This window comes from Corynebacterium sp. AOP12-C2-36, assembly GCF_052379185.1.
Classification (GTDB): domain Bacteria; phylum Actinomycetota; class Actinomycetes; order Mycobacteriales; family Mycobacteriaceae; genus Corynebacterium.
The window spans coordinates 272698-290807 of record NZ_JBQSYJ010000003.1 but is presented as its reverse complement, the minus strand read 5'-3'; the positions used below and the strand labels follow the sequence as shown (position 1 = coordinate 290807).

Genomic DNA, 18110 nt, shown 5'->3' with positions numbered 1-18110 from the left:
CATGGTGCCAGCGTCCCCCTGTGGTTGGCTTCCTTGACGGAAGTGTACTATACGCCACGGACATGGTCAATCACATGTTCGAATAGGCGGGGACTTCTGTATTGTCGTAGATGCCGGGGATCCTCACCCGGTGAGCCGTCCCCACCGTCGACTAACCGATGTCCCGACGAGGGGTTACACTGGTCAACTGACATAACTGAACACCCTCGACTGATTGATGAGGACTTTTCGTGAACACCCCCGCTCGCCGAGACGGCACACCGGAACAGGAACCAGGCAAGGCCCCGGCCGACCTGTACGTGTCCAACGCCCGCCCGGCCCGTAAGCAGCACGTCCCCGACCGCAAGCCCCCGGAGTCCGGCAAGAACGCCGGCGGTTCCTCCAAGGGCGGCTCGAAGAACGCCGCAGAGGACAAGTCCGTCCGCCTGCAGAAGGTTCTCGCCGCCGCAGGTGTGGCCTCCCGCCGGATGAGCGAGAAGCTCATCGACGCCGGACGTGTCGACGTCAACGGCACGACCGTGACCCAGCAGGGCATCCGGGTGAACCCGGACAAGGACGTCATCCGCGTCGACGGCACCCGCGTGCTCGTCGACGAGAACCTGGTGACCTACGCGCTGAACAAGCCGCGCGGTTTCCAGTCCACCATGAGCGACGACATGGGACGCCCCTGCGTCGGCGACCTTGTCGGCGAGCGTGTCGCCGCCGGCCAGCGCCTCTTCCACGTGGGTCGTCTCGACGCCGCCACGGAGGGGCTGCTGCTGGTCACCAACGACGGGGAGCTCGCCAACCGGCTGATGCACCCGCGCTACGAGGTCTCGAAGACCTACCTGGCCACCGTGCTGGGCGAGGCCGACCGTCGGCTGATCCACCAGCTCAAGGACGGTATCGACCTGGAGGACGGCATCGCACGTGCCGACTACGTGCAGATCATCGACGTCTGGCAGGGCAAGTCCCTGATCAAGCTCGAGATCCACGAGGGCCGCAAGCACATCGTGCGTCGCATGCTCAAGGAGGCCGGCTTCCCGGTCCAGGCCCTGGTGCGCACCAAGGTCCACACCGTGCAGCTCGGCGAGCAGAAGCCCGGCACCCTGCGCGCACTGAACCGCGCCGAGCTGACGAGCCTCTACAACGCGGTGCAGCTGTGATGGACAACGCGATGAACGACGGACGGAACAACGAGAGGAACGACGTGACTGACACGACCGACGTCACCGACCTGAGCACTGTCGACAACATCGCCGGCGGGGGATTCATCGTCGCGGTGGACGGCCCGTCCGGCACGGGCAAGTCGACCGTCAGCCGCCTGCTGGCGCGCGCCGCGGGCGCCCGGTACCTGGACACCGGCGCGATGTACCGGGTGGCGACGCTGCACGTCCTGCGTGCCGGCATCGACCCGGAGAACACCGAGGCGGTCGTCGCCGCCACCGCAGACCTGCCGCTGCTCGTCAACGAGGACCCGGCCGCCACCGAGGTGCTCCTGGACGGAGAGGACGTCTCCGGGGAGATCCGTGGAACCGAGGTCACCGCGCACGTGTCCGCCGTCTCGGCGATCCCGGAGGTCCGGGAGAACCTCGTGGCACTGCAGCGTTCCCTGGCCCTGCGCGCCGGACGCTGCGTCGTCGAGGGCCGTGACATCGGTACCGCGGTGTTCCCCGACGCGTCCTGCAAGGTCTTCATGACCGCCAGCGCCGAGGTGCGTGCCCGTCGCCGGTACGTGCAGGACGTCGCCGCAGGGCGGGACGCCGACTTCGACGCGGTGCTCGCCGACGTCGAACGCCGCGACGCCGCGGACTCCTCGCGCGCGGTCTCGCCGCTGCGTCCCGCCGACGACGCCACCGTGCTCGACACCGGTGACATGGACGTCGAGGCGGTGCTCGCCGAGCTGACCCGCCTGGCGGCGGAGTCCGCCACGCGTCCCGCCACCCTGGAGGAGGCGTCCGACGGGGGAGAGGAGCTCGTCTTCCGCACCGCCGAAGGCGAGGTCATCGGCGGTGCCGACGACTCCGCTGAGGATGCGGACGACGAGGACGCGACCGACGACTCCGTGATCGACGAGGACGCGGTGTCCGGCGAAGACGTCTTCGAGGACTTCGACGACAGCGACTTCGACGACAGCGACTTCACCGAGCCCGAGTTCGACGACTCCGAGTTCGCCGACTTCGACCTGCTCAGCGCCGACGCCGAGGACACCGACTGGTCCGCCGTCGAGGAGGCCTTCGGCGTACTGGGCGACGACCGTGCCGAGCAGGAGGCGCTGTGCACCGTCGCTGTGGTGGGCCGTCCCAACGTGGGCAAGTCCACCCTGGTCAACCGGTTCATCGGGCGTCGTGAGGCCGTCGTGGAGGACTTCCCCGGCGTGACCCGCGACCGCATCTCCTACCTGGGCGACTGGAACGGCCGACGTTTCTGGGTGCAGGACACCGGCGGATGGGACCCGGACGCCAAGGGCATCCACGGGGCCATCGCCCGTCAGGCGGAGACCGCCATGGCCACCGCCGACGTCATCGTCTTCGTGGTGGACACCAAGGTCGGCATCACCGCCACCGACGAGGTCATCGCCCGCCGCCTGCAGCGCTCCGAGGTGCCGGTGGTGCTGGTGTCGAACAAGTTCGACTCCGACTCGCAGTACGGTGACATGGCCGAGTTCTGGGCCCTGGGCCTGGACAACCCCTTCCCGGTCTCCGCACAGCACGGCCGCGGCGCGGCCGACGTGCTCGACCAGGTGCTCGCCAGCTTCCCGGAGACCCCGCGTCAGACCGCGGTGATCTCCGGACCGCGGCGTGTGGCCCTGGTCGGACGCCCCAACGTGGGCAAGTCCTCGCTGCTGAACAAGATCACCGGCGAGGAGCGCTCGGTCGTCGACAACGTCGCCGGCACCACGGTGGACCCGGTGGACTCGGTCGTGGAGCTCAACGAACGCGCCTGGCGCTTCGTCGACACCGCCGGGATCCGCAAGAAGACCAAGACCGCCCGCGGTCACGAGTTCTACGCCTCACTGCGCACCCGCGCGGCGATCGACTCCTCCGAGGTCGCGATCTTCCTGGTCGACGCCTCCGAGCCGATCGCCGAGCAGGACCAGCGCGTGCTGCGCATGATCCTGGACTCCGGGCGTGCCCTCGTCGTGGCCTACAACAAGTGGGACCTCGTCGACGAGGAGCGTCGCGACGAGCTGGAGCGCGAGATCGACCAGCAGCTCGCCCACGTGCCGTGGGCGCGTCGGGTGAACATCTCCGCGCGTACCGGCCGGGCGCTGCAGCGCCTCGAGCCGGCCATGATCGAGGCGCTGGAGAGCTGGGACCTGCGTATCCCCACCGGCCAGCTGAACACCTGGCTGCGTGCGGTGATCGCGCAGACCCCGCCGCCGATGCGTGGCGGACGCCTGCCGCGCGTGCTGTTCGCCACCCAGGCCTCCTCCGAGCCGCCGGTGATCGTGCTGTTCACCACCGGTTTCCTGGAGCACGGCTACCGCCGGTTCCTGGAGCGACGCCTGCGTGAGTCCTTCGGTTTCGAGGGCTCGCCGGTGCGCATCGCCGTGCGCGTGCGCGAGAAGCGCGGCCGCAAGAAGTAGAAGTAGGGGGGTACGCGGTTTCCCGGTGAGCGCAACCCTGGCCCCCGGGAGCCGACGGGGGTAGCTTCTTGGAGTCATGGACGAGCAGCTCACCGAACTGAACCGCCTGGGACGCCAGCGCCCCGGCTTCATCGCCGGGCAGGACGCTGTGGCGTCTGCGCCGAATGCGCCGAATGCGCAACCGCCCGGCGGGATCCGCTCGTTGTGGTGGTTCCCACCGGTGGTCAACGACCGCGCGGCGCGGACCACGGCGATGCTCGTTGTGGTCCTGGCACTGGTCACCGTGGCCCTGTCGCGGGCGGGGCTGGACGTCGCGGCGCTGGTGGCCGGTTCACTGCTCCTGGCCGGATTCGTCCTCCGGGTCCTCGCCGGACCCCGTTTCGACCCCTTCGGACAGCTGAGCGTGCGGTGGTTGGCCCCGCGGGTCTTCGGGGAACCGGTGATGGTCGGCGGGGCGCCGAAACGGTTCGCCCAGACTATCGGCCTGGTGTTCTCCGCGGCCGCGCTCGGCCTGCGCGTCGCGGGCCTGACCGGGGCGTCGGACGTGGTGCTCCTGCTGCTCGTCGTCGCGGCGTCCCTGGAGGGTTTCCTCGGGATCTGTCTGGGCTGCCTGCTCTTCGCCCGTCTGCAGGGTTGGGGAGTGGTGCGTGACGACGTCCGGGCCGACTGTGCGGTCCCGATGCGTCGCTGACAAAGGCTGACACAGACTGGCATAGAATGTCGGGGTGGATACTGACACCCAACAGAGGCGACATGGCGGACGGTCCCTGCTGACCACGGTCATCCGGCAGGAACGCGGCCCGATCCTCGGTGCCGCGGCCCTGCTGACCGGCTGGTCGGTGGGCGAGGCGCTGGTCCCGGCGGTGATCGGCGCGACCGTCGACGAGGCCGTCGGGCCGTCCGACCTCTCGGCCCTGGTGCTGTGGCTGGTGGTGCTGGCAGCCTGCTTCGCCATGCTCAGCTTCGGCTTCATGTGGGGTTCACGGGTCGGCACCTACGCGATGAACCGGCAGAAGCACCTGCTGCGCTGCCGGGTCACCGCCGCCGCCCTCGCGCCCGCGCGTACCGGTGATGCCCAGCACCCCCAGCGTCCTGCCGGCGAGGTCGCCGCCCTCTCGGCGGCCGACAGCGACAACGCCAGCAGCGTGATCATGCAGATCGCCATGGGCGGGTCGGCGGTGCTCGGCCTGCTGGTCTCCGCCGGCTACCTGCTGTGGGCGGACCTCTGGGTCGGGGTGGCGGTGGTCCTGGTGTCCCCGCTGTCCCTGTTCGCCCTGCGGTGGTTGATGCCGCGGCTGTCGGCCACGACCCACAGCCAGCAGAGCGGCATCGCCGCGGCCGGGGCGTCGGCCGCGGACATCCTGCGTGGGGTGGAGGTGCTGCGCGGTATCGGCGGCGAGTCCACGGCGGCCGGCTGGTACGCCCGGCGCAGCCGTGCCGCGGCCACCGCCGGGGTCGACTCCGCCGCGGCGTCCGGGCGCGTCGAGGGCGCCCAGGTGCTGCTGACCGGTGTGGTGCTCCTCGTCGCCGCGGTATTCAGCGCCGTCCGGGTGGTCGACGGGGCGATGACCGTGGGCACGATGGTCGGCGTGCTGGGTGTGACCTCGTTCCTGGCCACCCCGTTGGGCATCATCGTGCACGTCGTGGAGTCCTATACCCGCTCGTCGGCGTCGGCGGCGCGTATCGCCGACTTCACCGACGGGGTGGACGCACCTGTCGCGCATCGGGACGGAGGTAGCGGCGAGACGGCGGGTGGCGGGGACGCCGACCGCACCCTGACCGTCCTGCCGCGCGACGGGGAGCCGCTGCACTGCGCACCCGGCGCGTTGACCGCCGTGGTGTGCGCCTCGCCGCAGGCGCGCAGGGGTGTGCTGGACGCCCTGGGTTCCGCCGGTGGCGGCCGGCTGTTCCTCGACGGGCAGGACGTCGCGGGTGTCGACCCGGCGGTGCTGCCGGGCGTGCTGCGCGTCTCCCCGCACGAGGCCCACCTGTTCCGGGGCACGGTACGCAGCAACATCACGGGTAGCGATGGGGACACTGTGTCGCAGGACGTCCTGCGCGCCAGCGGCGTCGACGAGCTCGTCGACCTGTTCGCCGACGGCCTGGACCACAGGGTGGACGGTGAGGGGGCGAACCTGTCCGGCGGGCAACGTCAACGCATCGCCCTGGCACGCGCCCTGCACGGCGGCGCCCTTGCACGGGTGCTGGTGGACCCCACCACGGCGGTGGACTCGGTGACCGAGGCGCGCATCGCCGACGGGTTGCGTGAGTTGCGCGGCGGCGGTGACCAGGGCACGGCGGTGGTCGTCACCACCGCGCCGAGCCTGCTGGCCGTCGCCGACACCGTGGTGTTCGTGCGCGAGGGTTCGGTGAGTGTGGCGGGACACCGGGAACTGTGTGCCGACGCCGACTACCGGGAGGTGGTGACCCGGTGAGCGCCGAGCCGAATCCCACACTCCCCACTGCTCTTCCCACCGCCGACGCCCGTGCCGCCTGGCGTTTCCTGTGGGCACGGTTGCGCCCGCACCGGTGGCTCGTGGCGCTGGCGCTGCTGGTCGCCCTCGCGTCCAGCGCCTGCGCGGTGGTACCGCCGCTGATGATCGGGTGGATGGTCGACCGGCTGTCCGCCGCGGGGGCCTCCATGGCCGACGTGGTCCTGCCCCTGTCGCTCATGGGTGGTGCGATCGTGCTCAACGCCGCGCTGGCGTGGGTGGGCATGGTGCTCTTCGCCCGCGTCGCCCAGCCCACCGTCGGTGCCCTGCGTGAGGACGCCGTCGACCATGCGCTCGACCTCGAGGCCGGCGTGCTGGAGGAGGCCGGAGTGGGTGAGCTGGTGTCCCGGGTCAGCGACGACTCCCGGTTGATCTCCAACGCCGTCGCCTTCGTGCTGCCCACGGTGCTGTCGGCGGGGACCCTGCTGGTGGTGTCCGTGCCCGGCCTGTTCGCCCTGCACTGGACGCTCGGTCTCGCCGGACTGGCGGGCATCCCGCTCTACGTGATGGCGCTGCGCTGGTACCTGCCGCGCAGTGGGCCGCTCTACCTGGAGGAGCGTGAGATCCTGGGGCGTCGCACCGCCGCATTCCTCGACGCGGCCAACGGTCGCGAGACACTCACCGCCCAGGGCTGGGGCGCGCGGGAGACCGCCCGGCTCGACGCGGCGTCCGATGAGTCGCGCCGGGTGGAGAACACGGTGTGGCGCATGCTGACCCGCTTCTTCGCACGCAACAACCGCGCCGAGTTCGTGGCCACCGCCGCCGTGCTCGTCGTCGGGTTCGTCGTGGTCGACGCCGGGTGGACGACCGTCGGCGCGGTGACCGCCGCCGCCCTGCTCTACCACCGACTCTTCGACCCGGTGGCCACCGTGTTCCAGACCTTCGGCACCGTGCAGGAGGCCGGGGTCGCGCTGCGTCGGCTGGCCGGGGTGACCCAGGCGCAGGTGCGTGCGGCAGGGTGTGACGTCACCGCGCAGGACGGTACGGGGCAGGACGCGACGGGGCTGCGCCTGGCTGGCGTCGGGCACAGCTTCGACGGGACGCACCGCGTGCTCACCGACGTCGACGTGACGGTCGCGCCGGGTGAGTCCGTCGCCCTGGTCGGTTCGACGGGGGCGGGCAAGACGACCGTCGCCCGCCTGCTCGCCGGGGTACTGCCCGTGCAGGAGGGGCGCGCCACCCTGGACGGGGTCGACCTCGGAGCCCTGGCGCCGGCCGACCTGCGCCCGCGGGTGTGCCTGGCCTCCCAGCACAGCCACGTCTTCGCCGGCACCGTGTGGCAGAACATCACGCTGGGCGTCGCAGGGGAGGACGCCGGGCAGCGGGTCGAGGCTGCCCTGCATGCCGCCGGTGCGGGCTGGGTCCACGACCTGCCGGACGGGCTGTCCACCGAGGTCGGCGAGGCGGGCCACCGGCTGAGCACCCACCAGGAGCAGCACCTGGCGCTGGTGCGCCTGCAGGTGCTCGATCCGTCCTACGTGGTTCTCGACGAGGCCACCGCCGAGGCCGGGTCGGCGAACTCCCGGGAGCTGGAGGACGCCTCCGCCGCGGTGATCCGCGGCAGGGGAGCACTGGTCATCGCCCACCGCCTGTCACAGGCGCGCCTGGCCGACCGGGTGATGGTGATGGAACACGGACGGGTGGTGGAGTCCGGCACCCACGAGGAGCTCGTCGGTGCCGGTGGACGCTACGCCGAGCTGTGGGCGGCGTGGATCGGACGGGGAGCGTCCTGATGTCGGAGTACGGGCTGCGCGACGGTGAGTGCATCTGGGTGGAGCATTTCGGCGGCGAGGACGACCCGGCCGGTGACCTGGTGTTCGGGCCGCACAGTCACCTCAAGGCCCAGATCGTGTGGGCCGACCGCGGGCAGATCGCCGTGTTCGTCGGCACCGGCGGGGAGCGCCGGTGGATCCTGGCCCCGTCGCAGGCGCTGTGGATCCCCGCCGAGGAGGTGCACGACGTGCGCACCACCGCCGGCACAGAGCTCTTCTGCGCCTACCTGTGGGAGGAGGAGTGCGAGGTCGCCTGGGAGGGGTTGACCGTGCTGCGTATGGGCCCGCTGGCCGGGGAGCTGGTGCGTCACCTCGCCAGAGACGACCTGGACGACGTTGCCGCCCGCCATGCCCGCGCCACCCTGCTCAGCGTGCTCGCCCCGGCCGACGCGGTGGGCGTCGACCTGCCGATGCCCGATGACCCGAGGGCACGCTCGGTGGCCTCGGCGGTGCTGGAGGATCCCGGCGCGCCGCACGCCCTGGACGAGTGGGCCCACCGGCTGCACTCCAGCGAGCGCACGATCCAGCGCGCCTTCCTCGCCGACACGGGGATGACGTTCTCTGCGTGGCGCGCGCAGGTCCGTCTGTACCGCTCGTTGCCGTTGCTGGCCGACCGGGTGCCGGTAGCGTCGGTGGCCGCGCGGATGGGCTATTCCAGCACCAACGGGTTCACCAGTGCCTTCCGCCGTCACTTCGGAACGACCCCGGCGAGCTACTTCGCGGGGTGAGGCGGGGTGAGGTGTGCTGCGGCCTCGTCGGGGTGTTCGGCCCGGTTGGCGAGGTTGCGCCGGCGGTTGCGGGCGTCGGGGCGGGCGTCCTGCGCCTGGCCGTGGATCCAGTACGACGTCACGTGGGAGTGGCTCCTCTCCAGGTCGGAGAAGTGGCGGCGGAGCGTGCCGGCCTCGGCGAACTCCACGCCCGCCCACAGGGACACCGGTCCGGTCGCGTTCGCGGTCACGGCGGCGAGGAGGTTGTCGAGGGCGCGGGGTAACTCCTTCGGGACGACGCCGGCGGCCGGGCCCCGGTGGATCCATGTCAGCTGTGCCTGTTGCTCCTGTCCGGTGGTGGCGAGGTAGGGTTCGTCGCGCTCGTCGTCGACCAGGGCGAGAACATGGGTGCGCACCTCGTCCGGGCAGACGGCCAGGATCTCCGCCACCGCCGGCAGGCCCGTCTCGTCGGCGACGAGCACCAGCTCACGTGTCTGCTCGGGCAGGTGCCAGGCCTCGGTCGGGCCCCACCACAGCACCTCGTCACCGACCACGGCGTCGCGGGCCCACCCGGAGGCCAGGCCGGCCGGCTCGTGGACGACGACGTCGAGGTCGATCGTGGCGGCACCGGTACCGGTGTCCGTCATGTTGCACACGTTGCGCACCGTGTAGCGGCGGACCTGCGGTGAGGCGAACCGGTGCAGGTCGGTGAGGTTCTCGGCGGTGAACTCCGCCGGTACCCGGGCCTCGGGAGGGTAGAAGTAGACGGCCACGTGGCTGTCGGTACCGGTGGGCACGAAGTCCGCACCGCAGTCCAGGGTGAGCCGCACCATGCGCGGGGTCACCCACTGCTTGTCCAGGACCCGGGAGCGGTGGTGGCGTCCGCTCACGTGGCGCTGACCTGGGAGAGGATGTCGTCGATCTCGTCGAGGGCGTCGGTCGCCCAGCCGATGTTGGACGCCCCGCCCTGGGTGAAGCCGAACAGGTTGTCCGCCTCCACCGCCGGCAGCGCCCGGAAACGGGAGTTCTCCAGCAGAGGGCGGGAGTTCTCGGCGGCCTCGCCGGACGGTTCGGCGGGGTAGAGGATAACGGTGGCGTCGTCGAGCTGGTCGAGGTTCTCCAACGACAGCGGGTCACCCCACCAGCCGTCGGGGTCGACGACGTCGCTGAACTTGGCACCGACCGCGCGCAGCAGGCTGCCCGTGGCCGTCTGCCCACCCTCGGCGAACCAGGTGTTGTCCTGGCTGCCGCTGACCGACGCCCACGCGGAGTCTGCCAGCACGTCGGCGTGCTCCTCGGCGACGGCCGCGGCCTTGTCGTCGAAGGCCTGCTCCAACTCGTCGAACTCCTCGGAGCGGTTGACGATGTCGGCGAGCTGGCGCTGGGACTCCACGTCGTCCTCGCTGCTGAAGTGGGCGACGGGGGCGATGTCGGCGAGGCGGTCAATCTGCGCGTCGTCCAGCCCGACACCGGTGGTGACGATGAGGTCGGGTTCCAGGGAGCTGACGGTCTCCACGTCGATCGCGTCCCAGTTGCCGATGCGGGTCGAGTCGGCGAGGGCGTCGACGTAGCGTTCGGGCACCGCACGCGCCGCCGCGGCGTCCTGCTCGTAGTAGCCCTCGTAGATGCCGGTGGGGGTGATCCCCAGGTCGACCAGCACCGGGGGAAGCTGCCAGTCGACGGCGACGACGTTCTGCGGGTCGGACGGAACCTCCACCTCGCCGCGCAGCGTGTCGACGGTGCGGGTCTCGCCGGACGTCGCGGAGCCGTCTGCGTCACTGTCGCTGCCGCCGTCGCTGCCGCAGGCGCTGAGGACGGCCCCGGCGAGTCCGGCGGTGAACAGGGTGGCGAGCAGGCGGGTCGTGACGCGGCGGCTGGGGTCGGTGGTTCTCGTGGTGGTCATGCCCGGAAGATTAGCAATGCCTCACCTTCACGGTCAGCGCGCTGAGCTGTCAACAGTGGGCGGTGAGGCGTCACGAGGCGTCACACAGCCTCGAAGACGCCGCAGGCCTGGCGGCCGCCGGCGTCCCCGGTCGACAACGTGTCCTCGTCGGGGCCGTCCGGGGCGTAGCGCTCCGGCACATTGCCGTAGTTGTCGGCGTCTTCGTGGATGATGATCGCCGAACCGTCGTCGTCGAGCAGCTCCGCCTCATCGATCCGGTCGGTGGTCACCGTCATCGACCCCGAACCGTCCTCGTTGACCAGCAGGGCGGGCAGGTCGCCGCCGTGGTCGGGGTGGTCGTGGCCGTCGGCGCCCAGGTGCCCGCCGGCGGAGAGGAAGTCACCGGTCTCCGGATCGTCTGCATCGGCGTCGGGGGCGGTGCTGTCGGGCTCGCAGGCGCCGACGGCGTGCAGGTGCATGCCGTACATGCCCGGCTCCAGCCCGGAGACGTCGACGGAGAGCTCGGAGGCACCGTCGGCCCCGGAGATCTCGGCGGTGCCGACCTCCTCGCCGTCGGCGTTGGCGACCGACGCCGTGGCGAGTACGTCCGACGACCCGGTGTCGGTGGTGCTCTCCGAACCGGTCGAGTCTGCAGCATCGGCGGTGTTCTCCGTGGTGTTCTCCGTGGTGTCCTGTGTGGTCTCGTCCGTGCTGCAGGCGGACAGGGCCAGGAGCCCGGTGACGCCGACCGCCGCGAGGCACAGTCTGCGGTGCCGGCGCTCAGGCGGGAGGGCGGGGGTGGTCCGGGCCGTGGAGTAGGTGGTGCGGGTGAACATGGCGTCCTCTCGGTGTGGTGGATTCGGAAGGAACGTTCTGCCACACAACTTTACCGGCACTCTCCTGAGCTGTCAGAAGTCCTTCAGCGTTGTGCAGGCATGAAGATCCAGGCGACGAAGTAGAAGATCGCCTGCGGTCCGGGGAAGATGAAGGACAGCACGAACAGGAGACGCACGGTGTTCGGCGACCAGCCGAGCCAGTCCGCGATCCCGCCGCAGACCCCTGCTACGACCCGGTGGTTACGTGAACGCTGGAGTTTCGCCATGCCGCCAGGCTACTCCCCGTAGGCACCCCGGACATGAAAAAATCCCACCCCGTGAAGGGTGGGAAAATGGTCGGACTGACAGGATTTGAACCTGCGACCCCTACACCCCCAGTGTAGTGCGCTACCAAACTGCGCCACAGTCCGCCGGTCCATCTCTGGACCTCGCATAGGTTACAACACCGGGATTCGACTTCGCCAATCGCCTGCTCGGCGGGGGTCGGCGGGAGCGCGAGGGGACCGGCCGGGCTCGCCCTAGGCCGGCGGATCGACCGGGGCGTCGGTGACGACCACACCGTCGGCGTCGGCGTAGGCGATGTGGCCCGGGGTGAAGTCCACCCCGCCGAAGCTGACGACCACGTCGCGCTCGCCGGCGCCGTCCTTGGCGGACTTGCGGGGGTTGGTGCCCAGGGCCTTGCAGCCGAACTCCATGCCGCCGACCGCGGCGGAGTCGCGGATCGCGCCGTTGATGATCACCCCGGCCCAGCCGTGCTCCACGCCGAACTCGGCGATCATGTCGCCCATCAGCGCGGTGTGCACCGAGGCGTCGCCGTCGACGACGAGCACGCCGCCGGGGTTGTCCTCCTGCAGGATCTTCTTGACCAGGCCGTTGTCCTGGAAGCAGCGCACGGTGGTGACCGGCCCGCAGAAGTCGGTGTGTCCGCCGAGGTCACGGAACTGGGTGTCGCAGCTGCGCACGTCGGCGCCGATGACGTCGACGAGGTCGGCGGTGGGGATGAAGGTGATGTTGTTCATGGTGGCTCAGCCTATCGTGTGACGCCGTCACGCACGCCCGATGTGCGGGGCCGCCCATGTGGCGATCGTCTCCCCGGCGCGTTGGGCCGAGCCGCGCACGGTGAGCAGGTGGTCGGTGTCCTGCAGGCTGATCATCGACTTCGGCCATCGGGCGGCGTCGAGGATGCGGGACGCCTCGGACACCGGCACGGTCTGGTCGGTCGGGGAGTGCAGGACGAGCAGCGGCGCGCCGACGCCGGCCACCGCGGCGACCGCGGCGTCCTGCGCGGAGGCGTCCGCCAGGTCGGAGAGGAAGTCGTGGGAGACGGCGACGTCGCGCCCGGCGAGGTGGACGGTGCGCACCTCGCCGGGACGCATCGCGGCGCAGGCGTCCTGCAGGGAGCGTGCGGCGGACGCCGGACGCAACGGCGCGCCGATCGTCGCGACCGCGGACAGCGACGGGATGCTCCCGGCGGCGTGCAGGGCGGCGGCCCCGCCGAGGGAGTGGCCGACCAGCAACGACGGTGCGGCGAGGCGGGCGTCCAGCCAGGCCGCGGCGGCCTGCAGGTCGGCGACGTTCGAGCTGAACATGATGTCCGGGAAGTCGAAGCGCAGGCAGGCGATCCCGGCGCGCGCGAGTGTCTTGGACACCCGGAAGGCCGCCGGGACCTGACGGTTGCAGGTGAAGCAAAGGGAAAAATCTAACGCAGCAGGTAGACGCACTACACCACCCGCAAACCACCCCTCCCATCCCTCAACGATCCCGCAAGAGCACCGATAGCTGCCCGCGATCCCTCAAGATGACCCGGCAGGAAGTGCGAGTAGATCCGGTCCGTCGTCGCGATCTCGTCATGCCCCAGCAACGCCGACACTGCGTGCAACGGCTGACCGCCACCCAGCAACGCCGTCGCATAGGCATGCCGCATCCCATGCATGCTGATCGGGGCCTCGATCCCCGCCACGCGCCGCGCCGCGGTCATCGACGCACTGATCACCGGAGAGGAGACACCGTCGCCCCGAGCGCCCGCGATCACACGATCCTGCGGCTCGCGCATCCACCGCTTCAGATCACGGGCAAGCTCCCGACTGATCGGCACGTAGCGGTCGGATGATGCGTTCTTCAAAGGGCCGTCCACCCCGACCTTGTGGGGGCACTGCCGGGCCACGTGTATCCGCATCCGGTCGAAGTCGATGTCGTGCCCCTCGAGGCCGGCGACCTCCCCGATACGCAAGCCTGTCTCGGAGGCGAGGATGATGCACCTGGCGAGCCATTCGGACGGCGGCAGGCGATCCTCCTTCTCCACGCCCTTGACCGTGTACGTCGCCACCCCGCCACGACGTGCAGCATCGATCAGCATGTTGATCTGTACAGGCGTTGGAACCTGGCGCTCCTGGACCGACTTGAGCTTGTTCGCCATCCCCTTCCTCGCGAGCTTCACGGGGTTCTTCACGATCAGGTCATCGTCTACGGCCTGCTGTACCACGGTGGAGAGCTGGCCAACCCGCAGGCTGATTGTCGAGTCCGCGTACGGCTGATTGTCCGCCCATGGGCGTCCTCGACGGAGCGTCGCTATCCATGAGGTGACGTGCGATTTTCGGAGCCCCCCGATCGGGACGTTCGCGAGGGCGCCGAGGTTGTCGATGAGCGACTTCCTGTTCGACCTGGTTCCCCGTGCTACAGCCTGCTCCATCCACTGTTCCGCGAGTTCCTTGATCGTCGTCTCGAGGTCTTGGGGGTTGACGTAGACGCCTTTTGCGACGTCCGCCTTCATCTTGTCTTCGTGGAGCTTGGCGTCTTTCCTAGAGTGGAAGGACAGCGATTTTGTCTCTCCGTCGGGGCCGTACCACCGGGCGACCCATGCCACGGGCTTCCCGTTCTTCGGCTTGCCTGTACGTGGTCGTCTCTGGACCATTGCTACACTCCTGGTGTCTGCTGCTGATTGGTGGACGTTCTGGCCCTCATCGCCCTGGCCGGCGGTGGGGGCCGTTTTCGTGTCTAGCAGTGCGAGTCGTCTGGGTCCTCGTGGGCGCCGAGGTACCCGTCACAGTCGTTCGGTGTCGCCGCGCTGAAGCCGTGGTTCGACCGCTCGGCGTTGCTCATGGAGTCGAACTCCTCTGCAGTGAGGGGGCCGGAGTACCCCGGTTCGCCGGGCAGTGGCTGGTTCGCGCCAGGGATGTTGGGGTTCGGTACGACGGGTCCGTCGTAGGTTCCGCCGGACTCGAAGCCGTTGTCGGAGGGCGTCTCCGCAGGGGCGGGCGCAGGATCTGCTGCCGGGGTCGGCGCGGGACCATCAGTGTCCTTGCCCTCGGTAGGTGCATCGAGGGACCATCCCCACCCTTCTGCGGAGCGAACTGGCTTTACACCCCATTCGACGGGTGTGCCCTTGACCTCGAATTCTTCGACGATGCGCCGCTTCTGTCCGACTCCGAGAGGGTTGGACCACGTATTGATCTGGTCGGTCTCGCAGATACTAGCGGGCGCGACCTCGATGGTGTAACCCTCGGCGTCGACAGCAACCCATTCGTTGACATTGAGCAAGAAGGAATCTGACCAGGTGTTCGCCTTTACGTCCATCTCGCCGGAGACTTGCACGAAGGTGGATTCGGGGTCCTCCTGGTGGCCCTCCATGTAGGAGGCGATTCCGTTGTGGCAAGAATTGCTGACGTTGATGTCGTCGACGGTGATGTCTACTTCTGCGGGGTTCTCGTCGTCGCCGGTGTAGGTGAAGGTGTCGCCGAGCTGTAACTTCGTGAATCCGGCGCCGCTCGAGGCACCTTCGGAAGCTGTCTCGCTGGTGGTTGCGGTTGTGGCGTCGGAGTCTTGGTCATCGTCGTTGCTGCACGCGGTGAGCACGAGCGCTCCGGCGGCCGCAATGGCGAATGCTGTCCGTCGGATAGTCATAGTAGGGTCCTCTCGAATGTCTCTCGCCACGTCATAGCGAGGTGGGTGGTGACGCCGAGCTCCTCGGCGATCTTGTGGATGTCTGGGCCGTAGACCAGCTCCGCTTTAGCGTATGCCATGGGGGGTATTAGCAGATGTGAAGCTTCCCGGTCGGCTCGTGCCTCCACGGCATCATCGCCGTCGCAGAGGTCATCGTGGGCGACATGGGACAGCTCATGAGCGATGGTGCTCTTCGTCTGTGCGTCGCTCATGCCGTGGCGGATGCTGACCCTGCCGTTCTTCCATGCCCCTTTTGGTCCGCCGATGTGCCAGCGGACTGGCCGCCCGGCGCGCTGGCGCACTAGGTGGTGGAGGTGGTTAAGGGAAGGGGTCTGCACCTTCTTCCTCTCGTCCGGCGTCTTCGTCTGGGCTGCTGTCCGCCGCATACGTCCCGGGTTCCCAGTCGAATGGGCGGACAGTTCCATCATCATCGTCGTCACCATGGACACTTGGGGGAGTCTCAGACTGTTCTGACTGGTCATTCGCAGTGCCACCGGGGGTGTTTCGACGTTCTGCAAGCTCGTCGACGGGGGTCTGGAACACCTTGTGGGTGCCGGGGAGTTTCATGCGTTCGAGGACGTGGTTGGCGATCGCCTCCTCACTGAGCGACCAGATGGCTGTTTCGGGATCGACGGTCTTTGCCCACTCCTCGTCGAGGTACCCGGTATCGACCAGTGCCCGGACGGGGGACTTGCTGTATCCCTCGGCGATCTTGATAACGACCTCGGCAGAGAACTGGTGCCGGTTGATCTGGTTGGCGACCGTGCGGAATGAGACATCGGCATGTCGGCCGATCTCGCGGGCACTGTCGCCGGCGGTGATGGCTTCGAGCCATTTCATGTGTTCCATGTGAACCATTCTAGTTCATGATGTCAGGGTGTGCAACTTTGGTTCACGCCGTGACCTGCACGAACAAAAAAGTTTGCCTCACGCCTTGCCAAGTCGGTTCAACTCGTGCCATGATGGTTCACCACGAACCGGAGAGGTTCGACATAGGCCACAGAAGCATTCACGTCACAGGAGGTGACAACACACAACATGGACTACCGACTCGACCCCCAGGTCCTCGATCTCGCCAAGGAAGTCACTGGCGTCGGCGGCGATGAGGAGCTGGGACAGAAGCACCTCGGTAAGACCGGCAGCACAGTTCGGAACTACCGGACGGGGAAGACCACTCCGCCGATCGGCGTGCTGATGGTCCTTCGGAAGCTCACCGGCCGTCCGCTGGACCAGATGTTCCTCCCCGTGGCGACTCCAGCCGCCGCGTAACCCCCACATACAGAAAGGAGGCCCGGGAGATGCAGTCCCAGGCCAACACCCACACCGTATCAGACGACACGTACACCCCGTCGCGGGAGTCGAAGATCATGGCCGCTGCCGGCATGAAGATCGCCGCCTCGGACGCCCGCCTCATGGCGAACGAACTCCACCGCGAGGGCAACCTGCCGGCCGCTGCCGCGATGCGCACCTTCGCCGCAGAGACCGAAGCCAAGGCCAAGAAGATGGAGGAAGAAGCATGAGCAACGTCATCAAGTTCGCTCCGGGCGCGTCCCCATTCGACAGCTTCAAACGCGGCCGTGAGGACGGAAGCGAGTACTGGACAGCCCGCGACCTCATGCCCCTGATGGGCTACCCGCGGTGGAACGAGTTCAAGGTCCCCCTCGATCGGGCGATGATCTCGGCTGGGGCACAGGGGCACGACGTCGATGACCTTTTCAGGGGATCGGCTGAAAAGACCGGAGGGCGCCCCCGCGAGGATTATGAACTGTCCCGTTTCGCCGCGTACCTCGTCGCTATGAACGGTGACCCGAATAAGCCGGAGGTCGCCGCCGCACAGGGGTACTTCGCGGTGCAGACCCACGTCGCTGAGACTGCGGCGCCCGCCATCCCGCAGACGTACTCCGATGCGCTCCGTGCCGCTGCGGACGCCTCGGATCGTGCCGAGCTGGAAGCTGCCCGCGCGGATGCCGCGGAGAAGAAGTCGGCTCGGCACCAGCAGGCGCTCGACATTCAGGCGCCGATGGTCGCCAAGGCTGCCGCGCACTCCGGTGTGGACAAGGCGATCGGCCGGCAGCAGTTCGCCCGCCAGGTCCAGCAGTTCGGTGATACCCGCGGCGCCGACATCAAGCAGAACGACGTTTACGAGCTCCTCGGCAGGCATGGCATGACCGTCCGCGGCGACCGGCAGGACAACGGGCACATCACCGCCCAGGCCCGGCGCAACGGCTGGGGGTGGAACGAGACCGGGGTGAGCGAGAAGACCGGTTACGAGTTCACGAAGCCGCTGATCAAGAAGAAGGGCCAGGACATCGCCTGGAAGTGGGTCCAGAACGACTTCGAGACCTACGGCGCAGCACTCAACCCGCGGAAGGCGGCATAAGCAATGAGCAAGGACTACATGTACCGGGCGAGGATCACCGAGTACCCGGAGTTTGAGGAATACATCGCGTTCGATGACCGCGGAAGGTACGGCGAGAACAACCAGAGGCGCCATGAGGAGTGGTCGCGGCCGGTCGGGTGGAGGGCATCTGCCGACTACATCGAGCACTACGGGACGAACAAGTTCTTCGAGCCTCGGACGGAGCGGTGGTACAAGTCCCGCTCCTCGGCGGCGGATCGTGTGAAGCTCCTGGGCTCGATGGGGTATCGGGCAATCGTGCAGCGGTCTGCGCCGGTGGTGTGGCCGCGGGGTCATGCGTCGAAGGTCGAGGTGTCGGAGTCTGCCGCTGTGGTGGATGCGATCCGAACGCTTGTCCGCGCCGGTGTCGTGAAGTCTGCCGACGACCTGCTGTAGCCCCTGGTCACCTGCATGGGGAAGTGCGGGTGACTCGCTCCACTGCCAGTCTGCTGGCCGTCCCCGTCGTGGGGGAGTGGGAGCACTAGACCCTCGTGGTCATGAGTATTTGAAAACTGA

The 18110-nt window shown here is 68.7% G+C and carries 20 protein-coding genes and 1 tRNA gene; 10 read left to right on the top strand and 11 right to left on the bottom strand.

What is annotated here, in order from left to right; translation table 11 throughout:
• Nucleotides 1–230: 230 nt before the first annotated feature.
• The 6 genes from ACT3UN_RS04275 to ACT3UN_RS04250 all read left to right on the top strand — a co-directional run bounded on the left by ACT3UN_RS04275 (nucleotide 231) and on the right by ACT3UN_RS04250 (nucleotide 8560).
• A complete protein-coding gene (locus tag ACT3UN_RS04275) occupies nucleotides 231–1145 on the top strand; it encodes a pseudouridine synthase (RefSeq protein WP_301444187.1) in 915 nt (304 codons plus the stop codon).
• Nucleotides 1146–1189: 44 nt separating this feature from the next.
• Nucleotides 1190–3568, top strand: a complete 2379-nt coding sequence (der, locus tag ACT3UN_RS04270; protein ID WP_444615182.1) for a bifunctional cytidylate kinase/GTPase Der — start codon at nucleotides 1190–1192, stop codon at nucleotides 3566–3568.
• 76 nt (nucleotides 3569–3644) lie between these two features.
• Nucleotides 3645–4259: a DUF4395 domain-containing protein gene (locus ACT3UN_RS04265; protein WP_301444126.1), complete on the top strand. Its 615-nt coding sequence runs from the start codon at nucleotides 3645–3647 to the stop codon at nucleotides 4257–4259.
• Between the two features lie 34 nt (nucleotides 4260–4293).
• On the top strand, nucleotides 4294–6003 hold the full coding sequence (locus ACT3UN_RS04260) for an ABC transporter transmembrane domain-containing protein (protein ID WP_441579820.1): 1710 nt from the start codon (nucleotides 4294–4296) through the stop codon (nucleotides 6001–6003).
• Nucleotides 6000–7793 carry an ABC transporter ATP-binding protein gene (locus ACT3UN_RS04255; protein WP_301443597.1) on the top strand — a complete coding sequence of 598 codons (1794 nt, stop codon included), beginning with the start codon at nucleotides 6000–6002 and terminating at the stop codon, nucleotides 7791–7793. Before ACT3UN_RS04260 ends, ACT3UN_RS04255 begins: the two co-directional genes overlap by 4 nt.
• Nucleotides 7793–8560 (top strand): AraC family transcriptional regulator, encoded by a 768-nt coding sequence (locus ACT3UN_RS04250; protein WP_441582777.1) that lies wholly within the window; start codon nucleotides 7793–7795, stop codon nucleotides 8558–8560. Before ACT3UN_RS04255 ends, ACT3UN_RS04250 begins: the two co-directional genes overlap by 1 nt.
• On the opposite strand, the gene ACT3UN_RS04245 is transcribed toward ACT3UN_RS04250, so the two are convergent.
• From ACT3UN_RS04245 to ACT3UN_RS04195, 11 genes are all read right to left on the bottom strand, one after another.
• Complete coding sequence (locus tag ACT3UN_RS04245) at nucleotides 8545–9429, bottom strand: siderophore-interacting protein (RefSeq protein WP_301443599.1); 885 nt, start codon at nucleotides 9427–9429, stop codon at nucleotides 8545–8547. The genes ACT3UN_RS04250 and ACT3UN_RS04245 overlap by 16 nt on opposite strands.
• A complete protein-coding gene (locus tag ACT3UN_RS04240; protein WP_301443600.1) occupies nucleotides 9426–10442 on the bottom strand; it encodes an ABC transporter substrate-binding protein in 1017 nt (338 codons plus the stop codon). The genes ACT3UN_RS04245 and ACT3UN_RS04240 overlap by 4 nt, the downstream gene beginning before the upstream one ends.
• An 80-nt stretch (nucleotides 10443–10522) precedes the next feature.
• The gene (locus tag ACT3UN_RS04235) at nucleotides 10523–11257 is read right to left on the bottom strand and encodes a superoxide dismutase family protein (RefSeq protein WP_443341673.1); all 735 of its coding nucleotides are present in this window, start codon (nucleotides 11255–11257) and stop codon (nucleotides 10523–10525) included.
• Between the two features lie 83 nt (nucleotides 11258–11340).
• Nucleotides 11341–11523: a PspC domain-containing protein gene (locus ACT3UN_RS04230; RefSeq protein ID WP_301443601.1), complete on the bottom strand. Its 183-nt coding sequence runs from the start codon at nucleotides 11521–11523 to the stop codon at nucleotides 11341–11343.
• A 67-nt stretch (nucleotides 11524–11590) separates the two neighbouring features.
• Nucleotides 11591–11667 (bottom strand) — tRNA-Pro (locus ACT3UN_RS04225).
• A gap of 108 nt (nucleotides 11668–11775) precedes the next feature.
• The gene (rraA, locus tag ACT3UN_RS04220) at nucleotides 11776–12276 is read right to left on the bottom strand and encodes a ribonuclease E activity regulator RraA (protein WP_441582779.1); all 501 of its coding nucleotides are present in this window, start codon (nucleotides 12274–12276) and stop codon (nucleotides 11776–11778) included.
• Nucleotides 12277–12303: 27 nt separating this feature from the next.
• Nucleotides 12304–12906: an alpha/beta hydrolase family protein gene (locus ACT3UN_RS04215; RefSeq protein WP_444626568.1), complete on the bottom strand. Its 603-nt coding sequence runs from the start codon at nucleotides 12904–12906 to the stop codon at nucleotides 12304–12306.
• Nucleotides 12907–12977: 71 nt separating this feature from the next.
• Nucleotides 12978–14168, bottom strand: a complete 1191-nt coding sequence (locus ACT3UN_RS04210; protein WP_444656416.1) for a tyrosine-type recombinase/integrase — start codon at nucleotides 14166–14168, stop codon at nucleotides 12978–12980.
• An 83-nt stretch (nucleotides 14169–14251) separates the two neighbouring features.
• Nucleotides 14252–15157 carry a hypothetical protein gene (locus tag ACT3UN_RS04205; protein ID WP_444656414.1) on the bottom strand — a complete coding sequence of 302 codons (906 nt, stop codon included), beginning with the start codon at nucleotides 15155–15157 and terminating at the stop codon, nucleotides 14252–14254.
• Nucleotides 15154–15582, bottom strand: coding sequence for an ImmA/IrrE family metallo-endopeptidase (locus ACT3UN_RS04200; protein ID WP_444656412.1), 429 nt, complete (start codon nucleotides 15580–15582; stop codon nucleotides 15154–15156). The genes ACT3UN_RS04205 and ACT3UN_RS04200 overlap by 4 nt, the downstream gene beginning before the upstream one ends.
• Nucleotides 15515–16045: a hypothetical protein gene (locus ACT3UN_RS04195; protein ID WP_444656411.1), complete on the bottom strand. Its 531-nt coding sequence runs from the start codon at nucleotides 16043–16045 to the stop codon at nucleotides 15515–15517. The genes ACT3UN_RS04200 and ACT3UN_RS04195 overlap by 68 nt, the downstream gene beginning before the upstream one ends.
• 189 nt (nucleotides 16046–16234) lie before the next feature.
• Between ACT3UN_RS04195 and ACT3UN_RS04190 the strand changes: the two genes are divergently transcribed.
• From ACT3UN_RS04190 to ACT3UN_RS04175, 4 genes are read left to right on the top strand one after another with little or no spacing between them, the layout of a single operon-like run.
• Complete coding sequence (locus ACT3UN_RS04190) at nucleotides 16235–16465, top strand: transcriptional regulator (RefSeq protein ID WP_444626571.1); 231 nt, start codon at nucleotides 16235–16237, stop codon at nucleotides 16463–16465.
• 29 nt (nucleotides 16466–16494) lie between these two features.
• On the top strand, nucleotides 16495–16716 hold the full coding sequence (locus ACT3UN_RS04185; protein WP_304043188.1) for a hypothetical protein: 222 nt from the start codon (nucleotides 16495–16497) through the stop codon (nucleotides 16714–16716).
• Nucleotides 16713–17576, top strand: coding sequence for a hypothetical protein (locus tag ACT3UN_RS04180; RefSeq protein ID WP_304043185.1), 864 nt, complete (start codon nucleotides 16713–16715; stop codon nucleotides 17574–17576). The genes ACT3UN_RS04185 and ACT3UN_RS04180 overlap by 4 nt, the downstream gene beginning before the upstream one ends.
• 3 nt (nucleotides 17577–17579) lie before the next feature.
• A complete protein-coding gene (locus tag ACT3UN_RS04175; RefSeq protein ID WP_444626574.1) occupies nucleotides 17580–17990 on the top strand; it encodes a hypothetical protein in 411 nt (136 codons plus the stop codon).
• Nucleotides 17991–18110: the final 120 nt, after the last annotated feature.